This window comes from Ralstonia psammae, assembly GCF_958405935.1.
Taxonomy (GTDB): Bacteria; Pseudomonadota; Gammaproteobacteria; order Burkholderiales; family Burkholderiaceae; genus Ralstonia; species Ralstonia psammae.
The window spans coordinates 147,706-168,171 of sequence record NZ_CATZBU010000001.1 but is presented as its reverse complement, the minus strand read 5'-3'; the positions used below and the strand labels follow the sequence as shown (position 1 = coordinate 168,171).

Sequence of the window (20,466 nt, the reverse complement as noted above, 5' to 3'; positions counted from 1 at the left end):
ATGCCCGTCGCGTGTAGGGCGCTGATCAGGAGCGGTCTGCCAGGTGGAGGGGTGGCCCGTGATCCGCCTCCACGGCTCACCCCGTTGCGCGAGGGGAACGCGGTGAGGTGGGGCAAAAGCGATTGATAACCCAGGAACATCAATCCTTCCGAAAATTGCACTTCTCGTTTGACGGTCTCCCGGCGAACATTGCCAAAACGACAAACGCCGCTCCACGGCATGTTCTTTTTTTGGCTTCCAGGAGACACCTCGATGCACCCCCCGTCCAGCCTTTCGACCGGGCATTCAAAGGCCGCTGCGGTCTTCCGCGTCACCGCCGGGAATTTCCTGGAACAGTTCGACTTCTTCCTGTTCGGCTTCTACGCCACGCAGATCGCCAACGTCTTCTTTCCCACCGAGAGCGAGTTCGCCTCGCTGATGATGACGTTCGCCGTTTTTGGCGCCGGCTTCCTGATGCGGCCGCTGGGCGCGGTCGTGCTGGGTGCCTACATTGACGACGTCGGTCGTCGCAAGGGCCTCATCGTCACACTGTCCATCATGGCGAGCGGGACGGTGCTGATCGCGTTCGTTCCGGGCTACGCCACGATCGGGCTTCTGGCGCCCGCGCTCGTGTTGCTCGGACGTCTCCTGCAGGGATTCTCGGCGGGCGCGGAGCTGGGTGGCGTGTCGGTCTACCTGGCCGAGATGGCCACGCCTGGCCGCAAGGGCTTTTTCACGAGCTGGCAGTCCGCCAGCCAGCAGGTGGCCATCGTCGTGGCGGCGGGCCTGGGGTTCGCGCTCAACCAATGGCTGAGCGCACCGGCCATTGCAGCGTGGGGGTGGCGCGTGCCGTTCTTCGTCGGTTGCATGATCGTGCCGTTCATCTTCGTGCTGCGCCGCAATCTCGAGGAAACGCAGGAGTTCAAGGCGCGCAAGCATCGTCCGAGCATGAAGGACGTATTCGGCACACTGGTGCAAAACTGGACCATCGTCATCGCCGGCATGATGCTGGTAGCGATGACCACCACGAGCTTCTACCTCATCACCGTCTATGCGCCGACTTTCGGCAAGACGGTCCTGCACCTGAGCACGGCCGATAGCCTGCTCGTAACGCTCTGTGTGGGGGTGTCGAACTTCGTGTGGTTGCCGATTGGCGGCGCGCTTTCCGACAGGATCGGCCGCCGGCCGCTGCTCATCGGCATGACGTTGCTCACCATCGCCACCGCATACCCGGCGCTTTCATTCCTTGCTCACGCGCCGAGCTTCATGAACATGCTCGTCGTGCTGCTGTGGCTTTCGTTCATGTACGGCATCTACAACGGCGCGATGATCGTCGCGCTCACGGAAGTGATGCCCGTGCAAGTGCGCGTTGCCGGGTTCTCGCTTGCCTATAGCCTCGCGACGGCAGTGTTTGGCGGCTTTACCCCCGCCATCTCGACGGCCGCCATCCACCTGACCGGCGACAAGGCAGCCCCCGGCTACTGGATGAGTCTTGCTGCGGTGTGCGCTCTCCTGGCGACGTTGACGCTCTATCGTCGCCGCACGGTGACGCTGGCACCGGCGCACTGACGCTCAGTGCATTCCGCCTCCCGCATGTTCATCAATACGTACGACCTGGCATCCCACCATGAAAACTCTGTTTCTGAAACTGTGCGCAGCCGCGCTCGTCGCAACCTCGGCCATTGCGGTCAACGCTCAGGCTGCCGAGCTGCACGTCATCAGCTCTGGTGGCTTTACCGCCGCCTATCAACTGCTCGGGCCGAAATTCGCATCGCAGACGGGCAATACGCTCAACACCGCGCTTGGGCCCTCGATGGGCAAGTCCCCCGAAGCGATTCCGAATCGGCTCGCGCGCGGTGAGCCTGCGGACGCCGTCATCATGGTCGGCTACGCACTCGACGATCTGATCAAGCAAGGCAAGGTCATCCCGGACTCGCGTGTGGAACTGGCCGACTCGCGCATCGGCATGGTGGTGCGCGAGGGCGCGCCCAAGCCCGACATCAGCTCGGCGGAAGGTCTCAAGCAAGTGCTGCTGCATGCCAAGTCGATTGCGTACTCAGACAGCGCAAGCGGCGTCTATATCGAGCGCGAGCTGTTCAAGACGCTCGGCATTGAAGCGCAGGTCAAGGCGAAGTCGAAGATGATCCCGCGCATTCCGGTGGCGTCGGTGGTGGCAAACGGCGATTACGAAATCGGCTTCCAGCAAGTGAGCGAGCTGCTGCCGGTGCAGGGTGCAACCTTTGTCGGAAAGATTCCGGAGTCGCTGCAGTCGGTCACGCGCTTTGCAGCGGGCATCCCCGTTGGGGCACAGCATCCGAAGGAAGCCAAGGCGCTGCTCGACTACCTCGCTTCGCCTGGGGTGCAGGCAGATGTGAAATCGACCGGGCTCGATTCCGTCGCGGCACATTGATCAGCGACGGGGCGCGGCGGGTCAAGCGGCCTTGCTATGCATCGCTTGTGGCCCCGACGCCGCGCTTCGCTTCAATGATCATCCGGTGAAATTCCTCCGCGGCCGGTGTGAGCGCCCGGCCGCGCCGCTTCACGATTCCTACGCGCCGGTTCACCACCGGCTCCACAAGCGGCACGCTCGTGAGGATAGGGTGGTCGTGCCCCGGCATGGCCATCGATGGCACCGCTGCGACCCCAAGGCCCGCTTCAACCAATCCGAGCATGGTCGTGACGTGGCGCGTCTCGCAGACGCTCGGTGCACGCGGCGCCACGGCCGACAGCGCCTGGTCCAGCAACAGGCGGTTGCCCGAAGTCTTGTCCACTGAGACGTATTCGTGCTCGTAAAGCTCGCTCCACGTCACGCGCTTCTTTCGGGCGAGCGGATGATCGCGCCGGCAGGCGGCAACGAATCGCTCCTGCAGCAGCGTCTTGAATTCGATTTCGGGCTCCTGGCTGCCCATAAAACTCAGGCCAAAATCTGCCTCGCCGCTGATGACTGCACCAAGCACTTCGTTCGCGCTTGCATCCAGCAGCTTGACCCTGATGCGTGGAAAGCGGCGGTGATAGCGCGCAATCAGGTTCGGCAGAAAGTAGTAGGCCACTGACGGCACGCACGCGATGGTCACCTGCCCCAGGCGGCTCGATGAAATGTCGCGGATGCCGAGCAGTGCGACGTCGAGATCGTCGAGCAGTTGTTCTGCACTGCGGGCAAACACGCGGCCGACGGTGGTGAGCGTGACGCTGCGTGTGGTGCGCTCGAACAGGGGCACGCCCAGTGCGCTCTCGAGCTTGTCGATCCGACGGCTCAACGCGGGCTGGGAAATGCTGATCGCCTCGGCGGCCTTTCGGAAGTTGCCCAACTCCACCACCGCGCGAAACGCCTGCAAGTCCGTCAAATCGAAGTTGATGCCCACCGCCCGGCCTCCACGTCCCAGATGCAGAACATTTTGCGTGATTTATCCCATCGGTGACACATATCCACGGGCGCGCGGGCAGGCGTCGCCCGGTTTGGTGCTGTGCACGGACACTGGGCGCCGACGGCCGGAATCGATGCTGTTGTCATAGCGATGCGTCATGTGCGCAAGGGACCATGTCCGAATGCTCCCGGATGCTTTTTCAACAAAGCTCATCAAATCTGCCCATGCATTGAAATGTGCTGACGCTTCGTGTCACATGTCGCAACAAGTCGCGTCACCCCTCTTTAGTAGGGGGTGTGGCACGGTTCGTGCAGCCTTGCGCACGGTTTGACGACAACAAAAAAAAGCTGGGAGGGTGTATGAGCAACAAGCAGGTACCAGGAAATCCGCTGTTGGAAGCGTCGAGCCGACCGGGCAGCGCGGTGCAGCTCTCGCGCCGCCACTTCGTGATGGGGCTGGGGGCGTCGCTACTGGCCGGTTGCGGGGGCGGTGGCGATGATGCCGACGCTGCAAGCGTCGCCCCTGCGACAACGGCAGGCGGGAGCACCACAGCGCCCGCTTCGCCGATTGCCAAGACGCCTGTCGCGCCGCCCGCGGGCACGGTGCTGATCCAGAGTTTCACGCATCCGGGTCTGCTGCATACCGAAGCGGATTTCGCGCGCATGCGCACCAAGGTGGGGGCCCACGCGTCCCCCTGGATCGATAGCTGGAACGTGCTGGTCGCGAATGGCCACACGCGCCTGACGAACAAGCCGAATCCGCAAGTCGCCATCTACCGGGGCAATGACCCGACGCATGGCCAGAACTACGGCACGCTCTACCACGACATCGCGGCTGCCTATGGCGACGCGCTGCGCTGGAAGGTGTCGGACGACAAGCAATACGCCGACAAAGCCATTGAGTATCTGGACCAGTGGGCATCGACGCTGACAACGCTTGGCGGCAGCGACGTGGCGCTGGCCGCCGGCATCTACGGCTACGAGTTCGCCAACGCGGCCGAAATCATGCGCAGCTACAGCGGCTGGAGCCCGGCTGGCCTGGCCGCGTTCCAGGCGATGATGCGCAAGGTCTTCTACCCCGTCAGCCATGCTTTCCTGACGCGTATCGACACCGCCATGGACACGCACTACTGGGCCAACTGGGGCCTGGCCAACATCGCGTGCATTCTGGCCATCGGTGTGCTGTGTGACGACGCCGATCTCGTCAACGAGGCCATCACCCATTTCAAGACCGGTGGCAGCAACGGCTGTATTCGGCAGGCCGTGTACTACATGCACCCCGGCAATCTCGGACAGTGGCAGGAAGCCGGCCGTGATCAGGGTCACAGCGTGCTCGGCATCGCATTGACGGGCGCCATTTGCGAGATGGCATGGAACCAGGGCATCGACCTGTACGGCTATGACAACAACCGCTTCCTTGCCGGCGCCGAATACGTCGCCAAAGCTAACCTGACGCAGCCGGACGGCACGTTCTATACAGTGCCTTTTGTCACGTATCAGAACAGCGCCGGCGTCATCCAGACGCAGTTCTCCACCGGTGGGCAGGGCGGTGCCCTGGGTCGCCCGTGCTGGGCGTTGGTGGCCAACCATTACATCAACCGGAAAGGCCTGGCGGCGCCTTACACGAAGCGTGCGGCCGACCTCGTGGCGCCCGAAGGCGGTGGCGGCAACTACGGCCCCAACAGCGGCGGCTTCGACCAGCTTGGCTACGGTACGCTTACCTGCACGCTGGATCCGGGCACACCCGCAGCAACGCCGACCGGGCTGACGGGCTACGCAAGCGCGGGACAAGTGGTGCTGTCGTGGTGGGGCACCAGCAACGCCACGAGCTACACCGTCAAGCGCGCCACGATTGCCGGCGGCCCGTACACCACCATCCACAGCGGTATCACCGATCTGCTGACCTATACCGATACGCCGCCCGCTGCCGGCACGTATTTTTATGTTGTGACAGCGCAAACGATTGCAGGCGAATCGGCGATCTCCAACGAAGTGAAGGCCATCACGGCGGTGCAGCTGCTTGCGCATCTCACCTTCGACGAGGGCAGCGGCACCACCGCAGCCGATCGTTCCGGTAACGGGCGCAACGGCACGCTCAATGGTGCAGTGTGGGGCGCCGGACGCAGCAGCAACGCGGTCTCGCTGAACGGCTCGGGCGCCTATGTGGCGCTGCCCAACGACCTTCTGGTCGACGTGTCGGACTTCACCATCGCCTCGTGGGTGTTCTGGAATGGCGCGCAAACATGGGCCCGTCTGTTCGACTTCGGAACGGGTTTTCACCGCTACCTGATGTTGACACCCCGTGCGCAGTTGCGCAGTGGCTGGGCCGGCATACGCTTTGCCATGACGGCCAATGGCCCTGGCGATGGCCCTCCGGAGCAGATCATCGACGCCCCCGCCGAGCTGCCCAGCAAGCAATGGGTGCATGTTGCCGTGACGCTATCGGGCTCCACCGGCACGCTGTACGTGAACGGCGCACCTGTGAGCACGAACACGGCCATGTTCCAGGCGCCGTTCCGCCTGGAGAGCACCACACAGAACTGGCTGGGCAAATCGCAATACACCGCCGACCCGACCTTCAACGGTCGGATCGATGATTTCCGCATCTATCGCGGCGCGCTCAGCGCTGCCGAGATTGCGTCGCTCATGACGAGTTGATTGCGGTGCAGCCCCATGGAGGGCTCGGCAATCAGATGCACCTCTTCTCTCAAGGATTTCTTCGATGACCGTGTTTTCTCAACGATGGATTGCCATCGCAGCGATTGCGTCTGCGCTGGTTGGCTGTGGCGGAGGGGCCGATAGCACGCAGGGCGGCAGCACAACAGGCACGGGCAGTGGCACCGGGACGCAAGGCGGTACCACTGGAGGCCAGACCGGCGGAAATGGCGGCGGAAACACCGGCGGCGGCACGTCCAGCCTGTCGGCCAGCGCCGCGCTCGTCGCGAAGATGGGCAAGCCTTCGCGCGTGCTCGTCGGCCTGGGTTCGGGTCAGTCGATTTCGGATATGCAAAGCCAGGGCATTCGTCCGGACATCATCGACGTCTACCTCGTAGGCGCGGGGCCCGGTTCGTGGCCTTACTGGAACAGCCCTGATGGCGCGTACATCACGTATGCCGCCCAAGCCGCCCAGGCCTATGGCGCAACGCCGATGTTCACGTTCTACCAGATGGCGCAGAACGGTGACGGCAACCTGAGCGGCATCACCGATGCGACGTTCATGAACACGTACTGGAGCCAGGCGAGATTGATGTATCAACGCATTGCCGCGCTGAATGCGCCCGTGCTGATCAACCTGGAGCCCGATTTCTGGGGCTATGTGTGGGCGCAGGCACCGAGCCATGATCCAACGCAGATGGCCGCGGTGGTGAACAGCCAGCCCGAATGCAGCAGCCTGCCCAACACAGCCGCCGGCATTGGGCAGTGCCTGGTGCAGATGGCCCGCCAGATCGCACCCAAGGCGCTGATTGGATTCCCGCCGGCGTTCTGGTCGGGATCGCCGACTGCGGTTGGGGGGGAAATGCGTGCGGTTGGCGCGCACCAAGCCGATTTCATCGTCGCGCAGACGAGCGACCGTGACGCCGGCTGCCTCGAAGCTGCCACGGTGTCGGAATGCACGGGCCGCAGCGGTACGTTCTACTGGGACGTGAGCAACATCAACACGCCCAACTTCCATCAGTCGCAAGGCAGTTACTCGGACTATCGGACCGCATTGGGTAATGGGCTGCCCATTCTGTGGTGGCAGACACCGCTGGGTGTGCCGTCCAGCACGCCGGGCGGCACCAACCAGCATTACCGCGACAACCGTGTCGATTACATGCTGCGCAACACGCAGGAATACGGCGACAGCCATACCTTCGCCATCGTCTTCGGTTCAGGCGGCACGTACCAGACGACGATCAACACCGACGGTGGCCAGTTTGCGCGCCTGCTCGGTCTTTATCTCGGCGGGGGCGGGGCCACGTTGCAATAGCGAGGCGTAGGGCTATGCCGTTGTCGCGTAGTCGACGCAGTTCCGCCCTCTGCGCTTGGCCGCGTAGAGGGCGTCGTCCGCTGCCTTGGTCAAAGCGTTCAGTGACGGGAAGCTCGATCGACGCGCGGTAGCGCAACCTACACTCACTGTGAAGGGTGCCAAGCCTCGGGTCCCGATTGCGGTGCGGGTCGCTTCGACTTCCGTACGTATCGCTTCGGCGATTTGCTTGGCACCAGCTTCGTCCGTATCGGGCAACACCACCACGAACTCCTCTCCGCCATACCGGGCTGCGAGGTCGCCGCGTCGACGCGCATGCTTGGAAATGCAGTTGGCGAGGTACTGGAGCGCGGTGTCGCCCTGCGCATGCCCGTGCTCGTCGTTATAGCGTTTGAAGTGATCGGCATCGACAAAGAGCACGGATAGGCGACTGTCATTCCGCTGCAGGCGATCCCACTCGTTCTCCAGTGCGACATCCAGTGCGCGCCTGTTCTTCAGGCCGGTGAGCGGGTCGGTTTGCGTCAACTCACGCAGGTGGCTTTCAGCCATCAGGCGCCCGCGCAGCGCAAAAGCCAGGAGCCACACGCCGGCGCAGAAGGCGAGGCTCACGGACACCGACGACAGCCCGACGATCCATGACAACCGCTGCCAGGGCGCAAGCGCATCGCTCATGGCCGGGGCCACCACGGCGATGAAGGGTGTGCCCGGCACACGTTGAAATGTATAGAGGCGCAGCACGCCGTCGCTGGCCGAGGGCGCTACATAGAAGCCGGACTCCTGGTTCACCATGCGCGGGAACGTCAACGATTTGTTCAGGTTGAACTTCTGGGCTGCGCCAGGCGGCGGATTTCTCGCCACCAACGTTCCGTCGATGCGGACAATGGCCGTGATGCCGCGTGGCCCGACGTCGAGCTTCTCAAGAAGCTGCTTGAAGTAATCGAGGTCGATTGCCACCAGCGCGGTGCCCGCGAACGTCCCATCGGCTCGGTTCATCCTTCGGCTCAGCGCAATGGTCTCCACTCCCCCGCGTGAGCGCGCCTGATAGACGGCGGAGATGTAGAGGCCAACGTTTGCGTGGTCGCGATGGACGAAGAAATAGTCGCGGTCGCTGAAATCCCACTGGTGCGTCGTGGAGCAGCAACCGTCAACGAGCCGGCCCTTGTCATCGGTGACACCCATGCCTGTGACATGCTGGGCCGAGGTCGTCCGGCTGAAAAGCAGATCATGCTGCACCTCCGGATCGAGGTTTCGGATACCGGGCTTGTCGAGTGCGGTAATCAGCATCTGCAGCGATTGATCTGCCGAGTCGACAGTGCGCGAGATGTGGCTTGCCAGAACGGCGGCAACATTCTTCGAGGTTTCGTGAGCGTGCTCGATGGCCGTTTCACGGTTTGCCCACAGCGTCAGCACACTGATGGCCAGGACGACCAAGGTCAGCAGCGTCCCGAGCGTACCAACGACAAAGGGGTGGTGGCCTGCCGATGTGGCCAGCCGTTGGGCGTAGGGGCGAAGAGGCATGTCGTGGTCTTGAGCGCGACGACAGACCGCGCGTCTGTCTGTTCGGCAAGGCTGGCTGCGGTCGATCGGGGGGCGATATTGATGCGTGCCTGGCACGCCGTCACCGCTGGTTATCGGCACAAGGCCGGAAAACTGCAGTTCAACGAGCGGTTTTTGTCGCAAGCCTTTCCCATGGGGCCCAGATGCCCGGAAGAGGGCAGGCATCAGGCGCTTGCATGCCGGCCCGCCCACCCTGAATGCGGCTCAGCCGGCACAGGCACAGGAAGCGCCGCCTGGGACATCACAGGGTCCGAGGGCAAGTCGCGCATAGCGAGCAGGCTGTCGCGCGCTTGTCGTCGTTGGTCATGGTGCGCGACACCGTCCGTCTTGGCATGGGGGCCGCGTGTCTGCCCGGGTCGACACTGCTCGATAAGCGCGCCGGAATACCCAGTGCGCGGCACAAGGCGATCATCAGGTGCGCAGAATTCCGGGCAGGTCGGATGCAGCTACTCGGCATTCATGGATTGGCCAGGCACAAATCCATCGATGATGTCTTCGGCCATCTTCGCTGCCGCACGTTTTGCCGTCCCGATGTTCTCCCATTGGATCGCCAGCAGCGGGAAGATTCGGGAGCGTTTGATATTCGGCGGCTCGCCTTCCTGGCAGATCAACACGGAGGCACTGTAAGAACGATCCGGGCGCCGCTCATGCCATTCACGAGGCGGATCAAACAGGTAGATCAGGGGGTAAACATCGAACCCCTTGTAGCGGCAAGTCGGATAGGCGTCCACAGCGATCTCCGTTGAAAGGGGTGGCCTCACTGTACGCTCTTTCCGGCGGCTCCATTGAACTATTCCCGAGAACGCAAGTGCGCACGAAGCGGCCCTTGTGCGGTACGTGATCCCGCCGGTCTGAGATCGCCTTCCCAAGGCCGCGCGCGCATATCGAGGGTATGGTCACCTTCAGCAGTCTTTGCGTAGAGGCTGTCGCGGATCACCTGCCCGATGGCCAAACGACAAAAGGTTTCAACGCTGCCCGCTGCTGCGGATGGCAGATCCGATGGACTTGCCAACACCCTGAAGGACCGTCGTCCTTCACCAACGAAACTGGTGAATTGCACGCAGTTCGGCTGCCCATCGCAGATAAAACCGACCGTGATGGAATACGCCATGCCTTTCGCCGCTCCGGGGAGTGTGCAGAGAAAGCTCGTTTTGTCCGAAGCATGAGTCATCTTGTTTCCTGGCTGGTCGCGCAAGCAACACGCCGCGCCAACGCAACATCAAAAGAATCCGCGGGCTCCATCAACACGTCGCGCCCATTACAGCGACGCCACCGATTCGCCTGGTACCAGGCCATTGATGACGTCTTGGCCGAACTGCAGCACGCCCCGCCTCGCGGTGCCCACGTTCTCCCAGGCGGTAGGCGTCATGCGGAAAACGCGCGAGTGCTCGGCTCCGGGTTGATGTCCTTCGCGGCAGATCATCACGGACGCGTTGAACGTACGGTCGGGACGCTTGCGCGGCCACGACTGGACCGTCTCAGTCCTGTACACCAACGGATACAGGTCGAAACCTTTGTACGTGGCTGACGGGCTTGCATTCATGAATGGCTCCAACCGTGGTGGGCGTGGTCGACACCCGGCAGGGCATCGACAGTGACTGTGAACAGCAATCGGCAGATCGACTCGGGAGGTTATCCATCCACCCCCAGATGAGTTACGGTGATCATGAACGTCCGACCTCCCAGGTTTTCCTGGGAATGCATGCCCAGGCGCGCTCGCAGAAAGCGGTCAAGCATGCACTGCAGCTGGCAGAGGTCTTGTTGGTCTGCATGCATCAACTGGCTCATGACGTCGTGCGTGAATGCGATCGTGAGCGTTCTCACACGCCAGATGCGACTATCGAATTCAGGCACCTGCCAGTTTGCCGCCAGCACACGCGGACCGGAGTTCCAGGTCCGCACATCCTGCCCGGTAATTTCATCCAGCACCGGCTTGGCAAACGCGACAAGGTCGAGCATCACGGATCTCCATGACTTACATCGCGAGTCGGTGCATCAACAGGCAAGCGTCCCTGTGTGGGACTGGCGCTGGCGAGGATGACGGCGTGCCGGGCTTGATCCAGCGTAGGAGGCGCCGCCGAGCGCGGTGATCACAAGTGCGGGTAACAATGCTTTCGTACCAACGGATGCATGATCCGACGCACCAGTGTTGGTGTACCACTGTACTCCCATATATGCACGGTGGCGTGACGATCTTTCAAAGTACCGCACAGCATGCCGCGCGCGAGCAGGAGACGTGTGGGCAGCGACGAAAAAAAAACCCCGCGACGCGGGGTTCTTCTTGGGCAAGCGATTGGTCAGATCACTTCAATCTTGGTCGCCACCGGGCCCTTCTGGCCTACGCCGGACACAAAGCTGACTTTCTGTCCTTCCTGGAGCGACTTGAACCCATTGCCCTGAACTTCGGAGAAATGCGCGAACAGATCGTTGCCACCTGCGTCAGGCGTGATGAAGCCGAAGCCTTTGGAGTCGTTGAACCACTTTACGATACCGATTTCCATGCTGAATTCCTTAAACGTTCTGGATGAGCGCGTGCTCGCCAGGCATGACGATCAAGGAAGGAACAAAGAGAAAAAGGTGCCGCTTGATGTGACAACCCAAAACTTCGGAGTAACTGCTTGAAAAGCCTGCGGTGCAAGGTGTACCGGCATCGCAAGGTTCTGTCAATCAAAAGGGCGATAAACCTGAAAATAACCCATGAATGTGGATGCGGCCGCTCTCTGTCACTGCTCGATGGTGTCCATACGCCGCAGACGTTGCTTGTCAAAGTTGGCCAGCACCATTCGATGGCAGCGCGCAAGGCGAACCGTGGAGGTGGCACAGAGAGCAGGGATGGCGAGAAGCTGTTACTATGCGCAAACTTTTGCCCGTCGTTCGAATCGATCGGGCTGGGTGCCAAGCAAGAAGACATATCAAGCGCTGGCCCCCGTCGGGCGTACACCCGAATCATCTGGGCCACGCGGCCCATCACCTACCTGACCGGCGGTTTATCCGCTCCGTATGCAGCGCGCATGTACTAGGCGTGCCAGCCTACGCAAGTACGGTCACCTCGTTGCCAATAGCTTGCCCCATGCATTTGTATGCATGAACCAAAGGCGTTGGCCCTACCCATCGTGGCGTAGCTCATCAGCAGGAACCGGTTCGCTCAGGCGCTCCGCGTATGCCATCAGCCCTCGCCCGAAGCCAAGCAGTGTATTGAAAAAAATCGACTCCCCGTACACGGTGTCCGTGTATCCAATTGAACAAGAACCCGGCGTCTGGTTTGCCACCTATCTCATCAATGAGTACAGGGATGGCACGGAACGCCTCCTCGCTAACGTCTCGATGCGCCACAACGTACATGGCACGGAAGCGCTTGCAAGGAATGCAGCCCGGGTTGCAGGAAGGGCAGCCATCGCACGTCTGGCACCCCATCACAAGAACTGAACCGCTCAAGCCGCCTCGGGCGGCTTTTTCGCTTGCTACAACGGCAGGCGTAACCCAAAAGTCAACAGGAAGGAAATCACCATGTCTGTTAGCGAAGAGTGGGAAGAACTGCATCTAACGCCCCAGGGCTGGAAAGATGGCAGCTATCGGCACGTACCGGGTGACGCCGTCATGATCGAACCGCCTGCCAACGATGTGCTCACGGTGCGCAGGCATGTGGCTGCCGTCTATGGCGGGCCGTCACGCGTGACAGAAGATCGAACACCGCGCACCGATGACATGAGCCAGATCGAACAATTGCTGTTGAAGTATGGCGCGCCTGTCTTTGGCGTTTAGACCGAAGACGATGCAGAGGACCGCGTCGTTGACCAACGCCGCGGCGCTTCCTCGCATCCGCGCCACATCAGTTCCACGTTATTTGAGAGAGGAATTGGCATGACACTCTGCCGCGCTTGCCTTGCGATTGAAGTCCACCGACTTGGTGCGTCAGGCCATGCTTTCCTAAGAATCACCGACACACAGCGCATCAAAGCGTCCAAGACCGCGGCTGTCACGGTGAGTACGTTTGCATGCCGCACGTGCGGCGCGAGCTGGACCTATCGCGAAGGCAAAAACGTGCCCAACCCGGGATGGTCGCTCGATCAGTAGCGTCTTCATTGGTTCGCTAGCCTCCGGCGTTCTCGCCGAGGCTTTGAGCAACGCTTGGCGGCGCGTCAGGCAACTCACTCCAGGAGTGCAACACCGTGCTTCGCCGTTCCCAGTTCGCTCAGCGCGCGCTACCTGTTCTCTTGAAGCTGTTCGCCTCGCTGCCGCTGCCTGTCATCCACGGCATCGGACGCGCATTCGGTCGGCTCCTCTATGCCTTACCGGGCGGGTATCGCCGCCATGTCCAGCGCAATGTCGCGCAGGCCGGATTCAAAGCCCCCCGCTTTGCGCGGCAGGCAGCCGCAGAAACCGGCGCAATGATGAGCGAATTGCCGCGGATCTGGTTTCGGAGCGATGCATGCATGGCCCAAGTCATTTGTGAGGACTGGAGCGTCATCGAGCAAGCCCTGGCCGAGGGTAATGGGCTCATCATGCTCACTCCGCACCTGGGTTGCTTTGAACTGGCTGCACGCTACGCGGCGCAACGCATTCCGTTGACGATCATGTTTCGCCCGCATCGCAAAGCCCTGCTGCGCAGCCTGCTGGATGCCGTGCGCGACACTTCGAACTTGAAGGCAGTGCCAGCAACATCTCAAGGCGTGCGATCGTTTGTACGCGCATTGCGGCAGGGGGACGCGGTCGGCCTTCTTCCCGATCAAGCCCCGAAGGGTGACGGTGTATGGGTTCCGTTCTTTGGCCGACCGGCGTACACCATGACGCTGCCGGGCAAGCTTGCCCAGCAGACGAACGCTGCCCTGATCGTTGCCGCCGGCGAGCGGCTGCCCGGCGGGCGTGGCTGGCGGATGCACGTGAAGCGCCTGACGGGGCCGCTTCCCGAGGGTGCCGAAGCCCAGGCCGCCTGGATCAATGCAGAAATGGAAGAGATGGTTCGGCGCTTTCCCGAGCAATACCTGTGGGGCTACAACCGATATAAGGTGCCCGCTGGTGCGCCAGCCGCTCCTACGGGCACCGTATAAGCGCGCCGCATCCACCGCGCCGCATCCCACAACCTAGTGACGGAAAAGGGATTCTTAGGGGGTGAGACGTTCGTTGAGCCGTCTGGCGACGGCATTGAGCTTAGCCTGCGAACTGAGTCCGTCGCTTTGAGTTGGATCGCCTCTAGCATGGCGTGGTCCGCGTCTCCGACTACAGCAATATCCCAGCCCGAATGGTTCGATACGCTCGAAACGTCCCGCCGTCCCTCAGCCTTTCAGCCCGTCAGCCAAACTTGCGCGCCGCATCGCGCGCCAGGCCAGAACCGATCCCGCCGAACAGGTCGCCCTCGACGCGCCGCGCCGACGGCAGCACTTGCGCCAGTTGCTCGCGCAGCAACGGCACCCCGCTGGAGCCGCCGGCGAAGAGAATGGTATCGACCGCTTGCGCTGCGACGCCCGCCGTCTTCAGCATCGCCTGCACCGTCGAGACCGTCTTGCCGACCAGCTTCCCAATCGACTGGTCGAAATCCTCGCGCGTGACGGGCTGCTTCAACTCGGGCGCGATGCGGTGCAGGTCGATCTCCGCCACCGGGACGTCCGACAGCGCGATCTTCGCGTCTTCCACCTGGATGGCCAGCCAGTGGCCGGCGCGCTCGCGGATCAGGCGGATTAGGCGGTCGAGTTTTTCGGTGTCGGCAACATCTCGGTAATTGTCCATCACCACCGCCCACGCCTTGCGCGTGTACACATGGTTGATGGTGTGCCAGCTCGCCAGGTCGAAATACTGGCCGGACGGCATCGCCTTGCCGTTGCGCAGCGTGCTGTTCAGGCCCAGTAGCGGCATCACGCTGGCTAGGCTCAAGGCGCGGTCGAAGTTTGTGCCACCAATGTGAACGCCGCCGTTGGCGAGGATGTCCTCACGGCGATCAAGGCGTTTCGCGCGGTCGGGCGACAGGCGCACCAGCGAGAAGTCCGACGTACCGCCGCCAATGTCCGCCACCAGCACAAGTTCTTCACCGCTGATGCCGGCCTCGTAGTCGAACGCGGCGGCGATGGGCTCGTACTGGAAGGCGATCTCGTCGAAGCCGGCGTCGCGCGCGATTTCCGACAGCGTGTCTTCGGCGAGCTGGTCGGCCTTGGGATCTTCGTCGATGAAGAACACCGGGCGGCCCAGCACGGCGCGGCGGAATTCATGGCCGGCGGCGCGCTCGGCACGCCGCTTGAGTTCGCCGATGAAATGCGCGAGCAGCTTGCGAAAGGGCATGGCCTGGCCCATGACCTCGGTGCTGTCGTCCATCATCGACGTGCCGAGCAGGCTCTTGAGCGAGCGCATCAGGCGGCCCTCGTAGCCGGCAAGGTAGTCGGCCAGCGCGGCACGGCCGTAGCTGACCAGCGGGTCTTCGGCGTGAAAGAAGATGACGGAAGGCAGCGTAACCTTGCCGTCTTCGAGCGGCAGCAGGGTGGGTGCGTCCGATCTCAGCCAACCGACGGTGGAGTTGGACGTGCCGAAATCGACGCCGCAGGCGTTTGACATCATAGGATCGTGGCTTCTGGAGTGCAGCGGGGGGGCATGCGCCTGCACGGGATATCAGGAGCGGGCGCCACCGTCGAAGGGGCGCCATTGTAGTGGCTTTGTGCGACGGTTCTCTACGACGGTGGATGCCTTGGTTGCCACGTTTGTTCGGGCTTCTATGTTCGGTAGGTGCAAGTGGCCGCTTGGCGGCGTCGCGGTGTAGCAGACAACTCCAATCGATCGTTAACCGAAAGCTTGGGCTGTTTCATGCGCATACCCGCCGTCCGCTACCGGCCAGAAACGGTCGGCGGTTCAGCTTCAGATATTGGCCGCGATTTATCTAGTCAGACAGATGGAGAAGGATCTCTTGCAATCGCCCAACAGCGCTAGTGCTGCTGCAAAAATCCAGCCGTTCGTGATGGTAGACATTCCTGGCCTTGGTCGTCTTTATGAGCCCCCAGGGGACAGGTATGTTCCGCATGTGCTAGTGCTCCATGGTTCGGAAGGGGCGTGGTCCGGCTTCGCACACTTACAAGCAGCCAGCTTTGCGGCGAGGGGTATTGCAGCGTTGCCACTGGGATACAGCCTGGGCGGCAACCTCTGGAACGCGGGCGCCATCGAGAATGTGCCCATCGATAAAACTGCCGAAGCACTGGATGCCTTGCGACGCCTACCAAGGTCGACCGGTAAGGTCGGTGCCTATGGCGTATCTCGTGGAGCCGAACACGCCTTGCTACTCGCGGTACTCATGACGGTAGATGACTCGATGCATGAGCCCGACGCTGTAGCAGTACACGCTCCACCCGATGTGGTTTGTGGAGCGTTCGACGCTAAAGAATGGAGAGACCCAGGCGACCCCGGCTGGCGAGCATGGGACCCCTCGCGACGCGCCTGGACTTGGAAGGGCGCATCGGACACCTTGCTTCCATCTCAGCCTATTGAGATTCAACGATACGCAGGCCCGCTACTAATCAGCGCTGGTGAGAACGACACGACGTGGTCGTCCGCCATGGCGAAACGCCTTGCGAACCGATACGCCACCGACGGCCGCGTTGCCGAGCAATTGATATTTCCCGGAGAAGGTCACGTGTTGTCAGCCGAGGCGACAATGGTCCGGGATGCTCGCATATCGGCGTTCTTTGCTGAGCATTTGGTGCAGCAGCGAACGCCTCTTTGAGCACGCAAGGCGCTTGGTTAGACAGTAGGCCGCGCCTAAGACCGGTCCGGCCGTCGTAGCCACCGTCCGCTTCCGGCCAAGAGTGGACGCTGGCATCCCTCTGGGGATACAGACGACAGACGAGAGGTCAACATCGGTCCGCCATTCGGAAAGTGAAACTATTTTTGTGACGTATTAAGCTCTTTCATGCACTCTGAAGAGCGGCTCGACTTCGCGTGAACTTCGATCGCTGCGAACCCTCGGCCCCTTTCGCGCCAAATCTCCACCATCTCCAGTTTCGCTAACTTATTGATGGGGAAGCAATTTTTTACCGTGAGGTCAGGCAGGCGCAGCGCAGAGTTCAGAGTTGAGTGAACAAAGTTCAGCGTTGAGTGAATCTCGACACTCGACCACCCCCGTTCTTGAAATCGTAATACCCCGTCCCTATAATTAGCACTCGCCGGACAGGAGTGCTAACAGCGATTCCAGTCCCCGATGCTTTCCCGATGCGCCGTGTCTTGCGGCGCGTTTTTGTGAATAAACACTCACTTTGCATTGAGGAGTTTGTATGAACCTGCGTCCCTTGCATGATCGCGTGATCGTGAAGCGCCTGGACAACGAAACGAAGACCGCTTCGGGCATCGTCATCCCTGACGCCGCCGCTGAAAAGCCGGATCAAGGCGAAGTGCTGGCCGTCGGCCCGGGCAAGAAAGACGACAAGGGCAACGCGATTGCGCTGGACGTGAAGGTCGGCGACCGCGTGCTGTTCGGCAAGTACGCCGGCCAAGGCGTCAAGGTGGATGGTCAGGAAGTTCTGGTCATGCGCGAAGAAGACATCATGGCCGTGGTGGCGAAGTAAGCGAGCGCTTCGTCGCATCGGCTTACCAGTAAACCAATCCTCATTGTCTGCCCCGCGGATTTCCCCGGCGCAGGCAACATCCAAAGATCTCGGAGATTCTCAAGATGGCAGCTAAAGACGTAGTGTTCGGCGACGCCGCACGTGCCAAGATGGTCGAAGGCGTGAACATTCTCGCCAACGCAGTGAAGGTGACCCTGGGCCCGAAGGGCCGTAACGTGGTGCTGGAGCGCAGCTTCGGTGGCCCGACCGTGACCAAGGACGGTGTGTCGGTCGCCAAGGAAATCGAGCTGAAGGACAAGCTGCAGAACATGGGCGCGCAAATGGTCAAGGAAGTCGCTTCCAAGACCAGCGACAACGCCGGTGACGGCACCACCACCGCAACGGTGCTGGCCCAGTCGATCGTGCGCGAAGGCATGAAGTACGTTGCCGCCGGCATGAACCCGATGGACCTGAAGCGCGGCATCGACAAGGCTGTTGGCGCTGCCGTCGAAGAGCTGAAGAAGATCAGCAAGCCGACGACCACCAGCAAGGAAATCGCTCAAGTTGGCGCCATCTCGGCCAACAGCGACGAATCCATCGGCCAGCGCATCGCTGAAGCCATGGACAAGGTCGGCAAGGAAGGCGTGATCACCGTGGAAGACGGCAAGTCGCTGGCCGACGAGCTGGACGTCGTGGAAGGCATGCAGTTCGACCGCGGCTACCTGTCGCCGTACTTCATCAACAACCCGGAAAAGCAAGTTGTCCAGCTGGACAACCCGTTCGTGCTGCTGTTCGACAAGAAGGTCAGCAACATCCGCGACCTGCTGCCGGTGCTGGAACAAGTGGCCAAGGCTGGCCGTCCGCTGCTGATCATTGCTGAAGACGTCGAAGGCGAAGCCCTGGCAACGCTGGTGGTCAACAACATCCGTGGCATCCTGAAGACCGCTGCCGTCAAGGCTCCGGGCTTCGGCGACCGCCGCAAGGCCATGCTGGAAGACATCGCCATCCTGACGGGCGGCCAAGTCATCGCTGAAGAAGTCGGCCTGACGCTGGAAAAGGCAACCCTGAACGATCTGGGCCAAGCCAAGCGCGTTGAAATCGGCAAGGAAAACACCACGATCATCGATGGCGCAGGTGATGCCCGCAACATCGAAGCCCGCGTGAAGCAAGTGCGTGCCCAGATCGAAGAAGCGACCTCGGACTACGACCGTGAGAAGCTGCAAGAGCGCGTGGCCAAGCTGGCCGGCGGTGTTGCCGTGATCAAGGTTGGCGCTGCCACCGAAGTCGAAATGAAGGAAAAGAAGGCTCGCGTGGAAGATGCGCTGCATGCAACGCGCGCTGCCGTGGAAGAAGGCATCGTGGCTGGTGGCGGTGTTGCACTGCTGCGCGCCCGTGCGCTGATCTCGAACCTGAAGGGTGCCAACGCTGACCAGGACGCCGGCATCAAGATCGTGCTGCGTGCCATGGAAGAGCCGCTGCGCCAGATCGTCACGAACGCTGGCGACGAGGCTTCGGTGGTGGTGGCCAACGTCATCGCCGGCAAGGGCAACTACGGCTACAACGCTTCGACCGGCGAGTACGGTGACCTGGTGGAAATGGGCGTGCTGGACCCGACCAAGGTGACCCGCACCGCGCTGCAGAACGCCGCTTCGGTCGCTTCGCTGATGCTGACGACGGACTGCGCCGTGGCAGAACTGCCGAAGGACGATGCAGCTCCGGCAATGCCGGGCGGCATGGGTGGCATGGGCGGCATGGACGGCATGATGTAATTTGCCGCACCGGCCCTGGCCCGGCCATCCTTCGGGATGGCTGTTCCAAACAAAAACCCCGTGGGTGCGAGCCTGCGGGGTTTTTTGTTGCCCGTTTTGTTAAGACGGCGTTAACGCTGCAATGCGCCGGGCTTCGCTACAATCGGCCCACCCGCGAGCCTCAGCGTCGTTCAGTGTCGATCAACGTCCTGAAGCGGGCACGACAACAACTCAGGGAAGGGAAAAACAGATGAACGACATCGCACGCGAGTCCGTCCTGGGCAGCGCCCCCGCGCCGGCTGCGCCGCAGCCCCTGCGGCTGCGCTTTATCGGCAGCGGCTCGGAATACTTCCGCATCTGGATCGTCAACCTGTTGCTGACCATCGTCACGCTGGGTGTCTACTCGGCCTGGGCGAAGGTGCGCACGCTGCAGTATTTCTATCGCAACACACAACTGGCCGGTTCGAGCTTCGATTATCACGGCAGCCCGATCGCCATTCTCAAAGGCCGCGCGATCATTTTCGTGCTGGCGCTTGCGTTCAACCTGCTCGGCCATTCATCGCCGCTGCTGGGGCTGGGGTTGCTTGCGTTGATGGCCGCTGCGTTTCCGTGGCTGCTGGTGCGCTCGCTGCGTTTTCGCATGGCCAACTCCAGCTACCGCGGCCTGCGCTTCGCCTTTACGGGCAAGGATGCCGATGGCTACATGGTGTTCCTGGTGTGGCCGATCCTGAGCGTGATCTCGCTGTATCTGCTTGCACCGCTGGCGCACCAGCGCTTCAAGCGTTTCCAGCACAAGAACACGCGCTTCGGTACCGCGGCGTTTGATTTCTCGGGCACGCCGGGCAACTTCTACGGCGTGTATCTGCGCACGTTCGGCTTGGCGGTGCTGGCCGTTGTGGTGGCTGGTGTGCTCTCGCTGCTGCTGGGGGTGTCGTTCCACCGTGCGCCGGGTGTGGGCCAGATCTTCGGCTTCATCCTCATCGGGCTGTTCATGTATGCCGCGATGCTGTTCCTGACGCCGTACTTCCTGTCGCGCCTGCAGAACGTGGTGTGGAACCACACCACGCTGGGCGCGCATCGGTTCCAGAGCCAAGTGGGTGCGGGCAAGCTGTTCTGGATCTTCGTGTCGAACGCGGTGCTGATCCTGATCACCATCGGCCTGTTCACGCCGTTTGCACGTGTGCGCACGGCGCGCTACAAGCTCGACTCGGTGACGATGTTGGCGGCCGGTTCGCTCGATACCTTCGTTGCCGGGGAAACCACCAAGGTGGGCGCCCTGGGCGACGCCACGGTGGACTGGTACGACATCGATATCGCGCTGTAAACGCGCCGCAAGGC

Annotated in this window: 20 protein-coding genes and 1 pseudogene; 13 read left to right on the top strand and 8 right to left on the bottom strand. The window is 61.8% G+C overall.

Going from position 1 to position 20,466, the window contains the following annotated elements; translation table 11 throughout:
• Positions 1-252: 252 nt before the first annotated feature.
• Both tcuC and R2N16_RS00825 read left to right on the top strand, forming a co-directional pair.
• A complete protein-coding gene (gene tcuC / locus R2N16_RS00830; protein WP_316663611.1) occupies positions 253-1,548 on the top strand; it encodes an MFS transporter in 1,296 nt (431 codons plus the stop codon).
• A 58-nt stretch (positions 1,549-1,606) separates the two neighbouring features.
• Positions 1,607-2,389: a substrate-binding domain-containing protein gene (locus tag R2N16_RS00825; RefSeq protein WP_316663610.1), complete on the top strand. Its 783-nt coding sequence runs from the start codon at positions 1,607-1,609 to the stop codon at positions 2,387-2,389.
• 34 nt (positions 2,390-2,423) lie between these two features.
• Here the strand turns inward: R2N16_RS00825 and R2N16_RS00820 are convergent, their stop codons facing one another.
• Positions 2,424-3,341 (bottom strand): LysR family transcriptional regulator, encoded by a 918-nt coding sequence (locus R2N16_RS00820; protein WP_316663607.1) that lies wholly within the window; start codon positions 3,339-3,341, stop codon positions 2,424-2,426.
• Between the two features lie 362 nt (positions 3,342-3,703).
• Here R2N16_RS00820 and R2N16_RS00815 point away from each other — a divergent pair, with 362 nt between their 5' ends.
• Positions 3,704-6,001 carry a LamG-like jellyroll fold domain-containing protein gene (locus R2N16_RS00815; protein ID WP_428984076.1) on the top strand — a complete coding sequence of 766 codons (2,298 nt, stop codon included), beginning with the start codon at positions 3,704-3,706 and terminating at the stop codon, positions 5,999-6,001.
• Between the two features lie 64 nt (positions 6,002-6,065).
• Positions 6,066-7,313, top strand: a complete 1,248-nt coding sequence (locus tag R2N16_RS00810) for a hypothetical protein (RefSeq protein WP_316663604.1) — start codon at positions 6,066-6,068, stop codon at positions 7,311-7,313.
• A 12-nt stretch (positions 7,314-7,325) separates the two neighbouring features.
• Here the strand turns inward: R2N16_RS00810 and R2N16_RS00805 are convergent, their stop codons facing one another.
• Positions 7,326-8,828: a sensor domain-containing diguanylate cyclase gene (locus R2N16_RS00805; RefSeq protein WP_316663603.1), complete on the bottom strand. Its 1,503-nt coding sequence runs from the start codon at positions 8,826-8,828 to the stop codon at positions 7,326-7,328.
• A gap of 249 nt (positions 8,829-9,077) precedes the next feature.
• On the opposite strand from R2N16_RS00805, the pseudogene R2N16_RS00800 reads away from it, so the two are divergent.
• Positions 9,078-9,226: pseudogene (locus R2N16_RS00800) on the top strand (LysR family transcriptional regulator); the annotation flags it as partial.
• An 87-nt stretch (positions 9,227-9,313) separates the two neighbouring features.
• Here R2N16_RS00800 and R2N16_RS00790 read toward each other — a convergent pair.
• The 5 genes from R2N16_RS00790 to R2N16_RS00770 form a co-directional block, all read right to left on the bottom strand.
• The gene (locus R2N16_RS00790) at positions 9,314-9,598 is read right to left on the bottom strand and encodes a hypothetical protein (protein ID WP_316663602.1); all 285 of its coding nucleotides are present in this window, start codon (positions 9,596-9,598) and stop codon (positions 9,314-9,316) included.
• A gap of 59 nt (positions 9,599-9,657) precedes the next feature.
• The gene (locus tag R2N16_RS00785) at positions 9,658-10,038 is read right to left on the bottom strand and encodes a hypothetical protein (protein ID WP_316663599.1); all 381 of its coding nucleotides are present in this window, start codon (positions 10,036-10,038) and stop codon (positions 9,658-9,660) included.
• An 87-nt stretch (positions 10,039-10,125) separates the two neighbouring features.
• Positions 10,126-10,410: a hypothetical protein gene (locus R2N16_RS00780; protein ID WP_316663597.1), complete on the bottom strand. Its 285-nt coding sequence runs from the start codon at positions 10,408-10,410 to the stop codon at positions 10,126-10,128.
• An 89-nt stretch (positions 10,411-10,499) separates the two neighbouring features.
• Positions 10,500-10,826 (bottom strand): hypothetical protein, encoded by a 327-nt coding sequence (locus R2N16_RS00775; RefSeq protein WP_316663594.1) that lies wholly within the window; start codon positions 10,824-10,826, stop codon positions 10,500-10,502.
• A gap of 338 nt (positions 10,827-11,164) precedes the next feature.
• Positions 11,165-11,368 (bottom strand): cold-shock protein, encoded by a 204-nt coding sequence (locus R2N16_RS00770; RefSeq protein WP_316663591.1) that lies wholly within the window; start codon positions 11,366-11,368, stop codon positions 11,165-11,167.
• A 694-nt stretch (positions 11,369-12,062) separates the two neighbouring features.
• Here R2N16_RS00770 and R2N16_RS00765 point away from each other — a divergent pair.
• From R2N16_RS00765 to R2N16_RS00750, 4 genes are all read left to right on the top strand, one after another.
• A complete protein-coding gene (locus R2N16_RS00765) occupies positions 12,063-12,293 on the top strand; it encodes an isochorismatase (protein ID WP_316663589.1) in 231 nt (76 codons plus the stop codon).
• A gap of 81 nt (positions 12,294-12,374) precedes the next feature.
• Positions 12,375-12,629 (top strand): translation initiation factor 1, encoded by a 255-nt coding sequence (locus tag R2N16_RS00760; protein ID WP_316663588.1) that lies wholly within the window; start codon positions 12,375-12,377, stop codon positions 12,627-12,629.
• 99 nt (positions 12,630-12,728) lie between these two features.
• Positions 12,729-12,941, top strand: a complete 213-nt coding sequence (locus R2N16_RS00755; RefSeq protein ID WP_316663585.1) for a hypothetical protein — start codon at positions 12,729-12,731, stop codon at positions 12,939-12,941.
• A gap of 95 nt (positions 12,942-13,036) precedes the next feature.
• Positions 13,037-13,915, top strand: coding sequence for a lysophospholipid acyltransferase family protein (locus R2N16_RS00750; protein WP_316663582.1), 879 nt, complete (start codon positions 13,037-13,039; stop codon positions 13,913-13,915).
• A gap of 241 nt (positions 13,916-14,156) precedes the next feature.
• On the opposite strand, the gene R2N16_RS00745 is transcribed toward R2N16_RS00750, so the two are convergent.
• Entirely contained in the window at positions 14,157-15,410 is a 1,254-nt protein-coding gene (locus R2N16_RS00745; RefSeq protein ID WP_316663580.1) for an Hsp70 family protein, read from the bottom strand.
• 343 nt (positions 15,411-15,753) lie between these two features.
• Between R2N16_RS00745 and R2N16_RS00740 the strand changes: the two genes are divergently transcribed.
• From R2N16_RS00740 to R2N16_RS00725, 4 genes are all read left to right on the top strand, one after another.
• Entirely contained in the window at positions 15,754-16,563 is an 810-nt protein-coding gene (locus tag R2N16_RS00740) for an alpha/beta hydrolase family protein (protein ID WP_316663578.1), read from the top strand.
• Between the two features lie 547 nt (positions 16,564-17,110).
• On the top strand, positions 17,111-17,401 hold the full coding sequence (gene groES, locus R2N16_RS00735; protein WP_004629730.1) for a co-chaperone GroES: 291 nt from the start codon (positions 17,111-17,113) through the stop codon (positions 17,399-17,401).
• A gap of 104 nt (positions 17,402-17,505) precedes the next feature.
• Complete coding sequence (groL, locus tag R2N16_RS00730) at positions 17,506-19,149, top strand: chaperonin GroEL (RefSeq protein WP_316663574.1); 1,644 nt, start codon at positions 17,506-17,508, stop codon at positions 19,147-19,149.
• Between the two features lie 229 nt (positions 19,150-19,378).
• Positions 19,379-20,452, top strand: coding sequence for a YjgN family protein (locus R2N16_RS00725; RefSeq protein ID WP_316663573.1), 1,074 nt, complete (start codon positions 19,379-19,381; stop codon positions 20,450-20,452).
• Positions 20,453-20,466 lie beyond the last annotated feature (14 nt).

What these genes read in the sequence shown, in the direction of transcription:
- tcuC (WP_316663611.1), top strand. Translation starts at nt 253, where the DNA reads ATGCACCCCCCGTCCAGCCTTTCGACCGGGCATTCAAAGGCCGCTGCG.
- R2N16_RS00805 (WP_316663603.1), bottom strand. Translation starts at nt 8,828, where the DNA reads ATGCCTCTTCGCCCCTACGCCCAACGGCTGGCCACATCGGCAGGCCAC.
- R2N16_RS00755 (WP_316663585.1), top strand. Translation starts at nt 12,729, where the DNA reads ATGACACTCTGCCGCGCTTGCCTTGCGATTGAAGTCCACCGACTTGGT.
- R2N16_RS00810 (WP_316663604.1), top strand. Translation starts at nt 6,066, where the DNA reads ATGACCGTGTTTTCTCAACGATGGATTGCCATCGCAGCGATTGCGTCT.
- R2N16_RS00780 (WP_316663597.1), bottom strand. Translation starts at nt 10,410, where the DNA reads ATGAATGCAAGCCCGTCAGCCACGTACAAAGGTTTCGACCTGTATCCG.
- R2N16_RS00725 (WP_316663573.1), top strand. Translation starts at nt 19,379, where the DNA reads ATGAACGACATCGCACGCGAGTCCGTCCTGGGCAGCGCCCCCGCGCCG.
- R2N16_RS00770 (WP_316663591.1), bottom strand. Translation starts at nt 11,368, where the DNA reads ATGGAAATCGGTATCGTAAAGTGGTTCAACGACTCCAAAGGCTTCGGC.
- R2N16_RS00815 (WP_428984076.1), top strand. Translation starts at nt 3,704, where the DNA reads ATGAGCAACAAGCAGGTACCAGGAAATCCGCTGTTGGAAGCGTCGAGC.
- R2N16_RS00760 (WP_316663588.1), top strand. Translation starts at nt 12,375, where the DNA reads ATGTCTGTTAGCGAAGAGTGGGAAGAACTGCATCTAACGCCCCAGGGC.
- groL (WP_316663574.1), top strand. Translation starts at nt 17,506, where the DNA reads ATGGCAGCTAAAGACGTAGTGTTCGGCGACGCCGCACGTGCCAAGATG.
- R2N16_RS00825 (WP_316663610.1), top strand. Translation starts at nt 1,607, where the DNA reads ATGAAAACTCTGTTTCTGAAACTGTGCGCAGCCGCGCTCGTCGCAACC.
- groES (WP_004629730.1), top strand. Translation starts at nt 17,111, where the DNA reads ATGAACCTGCGTCCCTTGCATGATCGCGTGATCGTGAAGCGCCTGGAC.
- R2N16_RS00785 (WP_316663599.1), bottom strand. Translation starts at nt 10,038, where the DNA reads ATGACTCATGCTTCGGACAAAACGAGCTTTCTCTGCACACTCCCCGGA.
- R2N16_RS00775 (WP_316663594.1), bottom strand. Translation starts at nt 10,826, where the DNA reads ATGCTCGACCTTGTCGCGTTTGCCAAGCCGGTGCTGGATGAAATTACC.
- R2N16_RS00745 (WP_316663580.1), bottom strand. Translation starts at nt 15,410, where the DNA reads ATGATGTCAAACGCCTGCGGCGTCGATTTCGGCACGTCCAACTCCACC.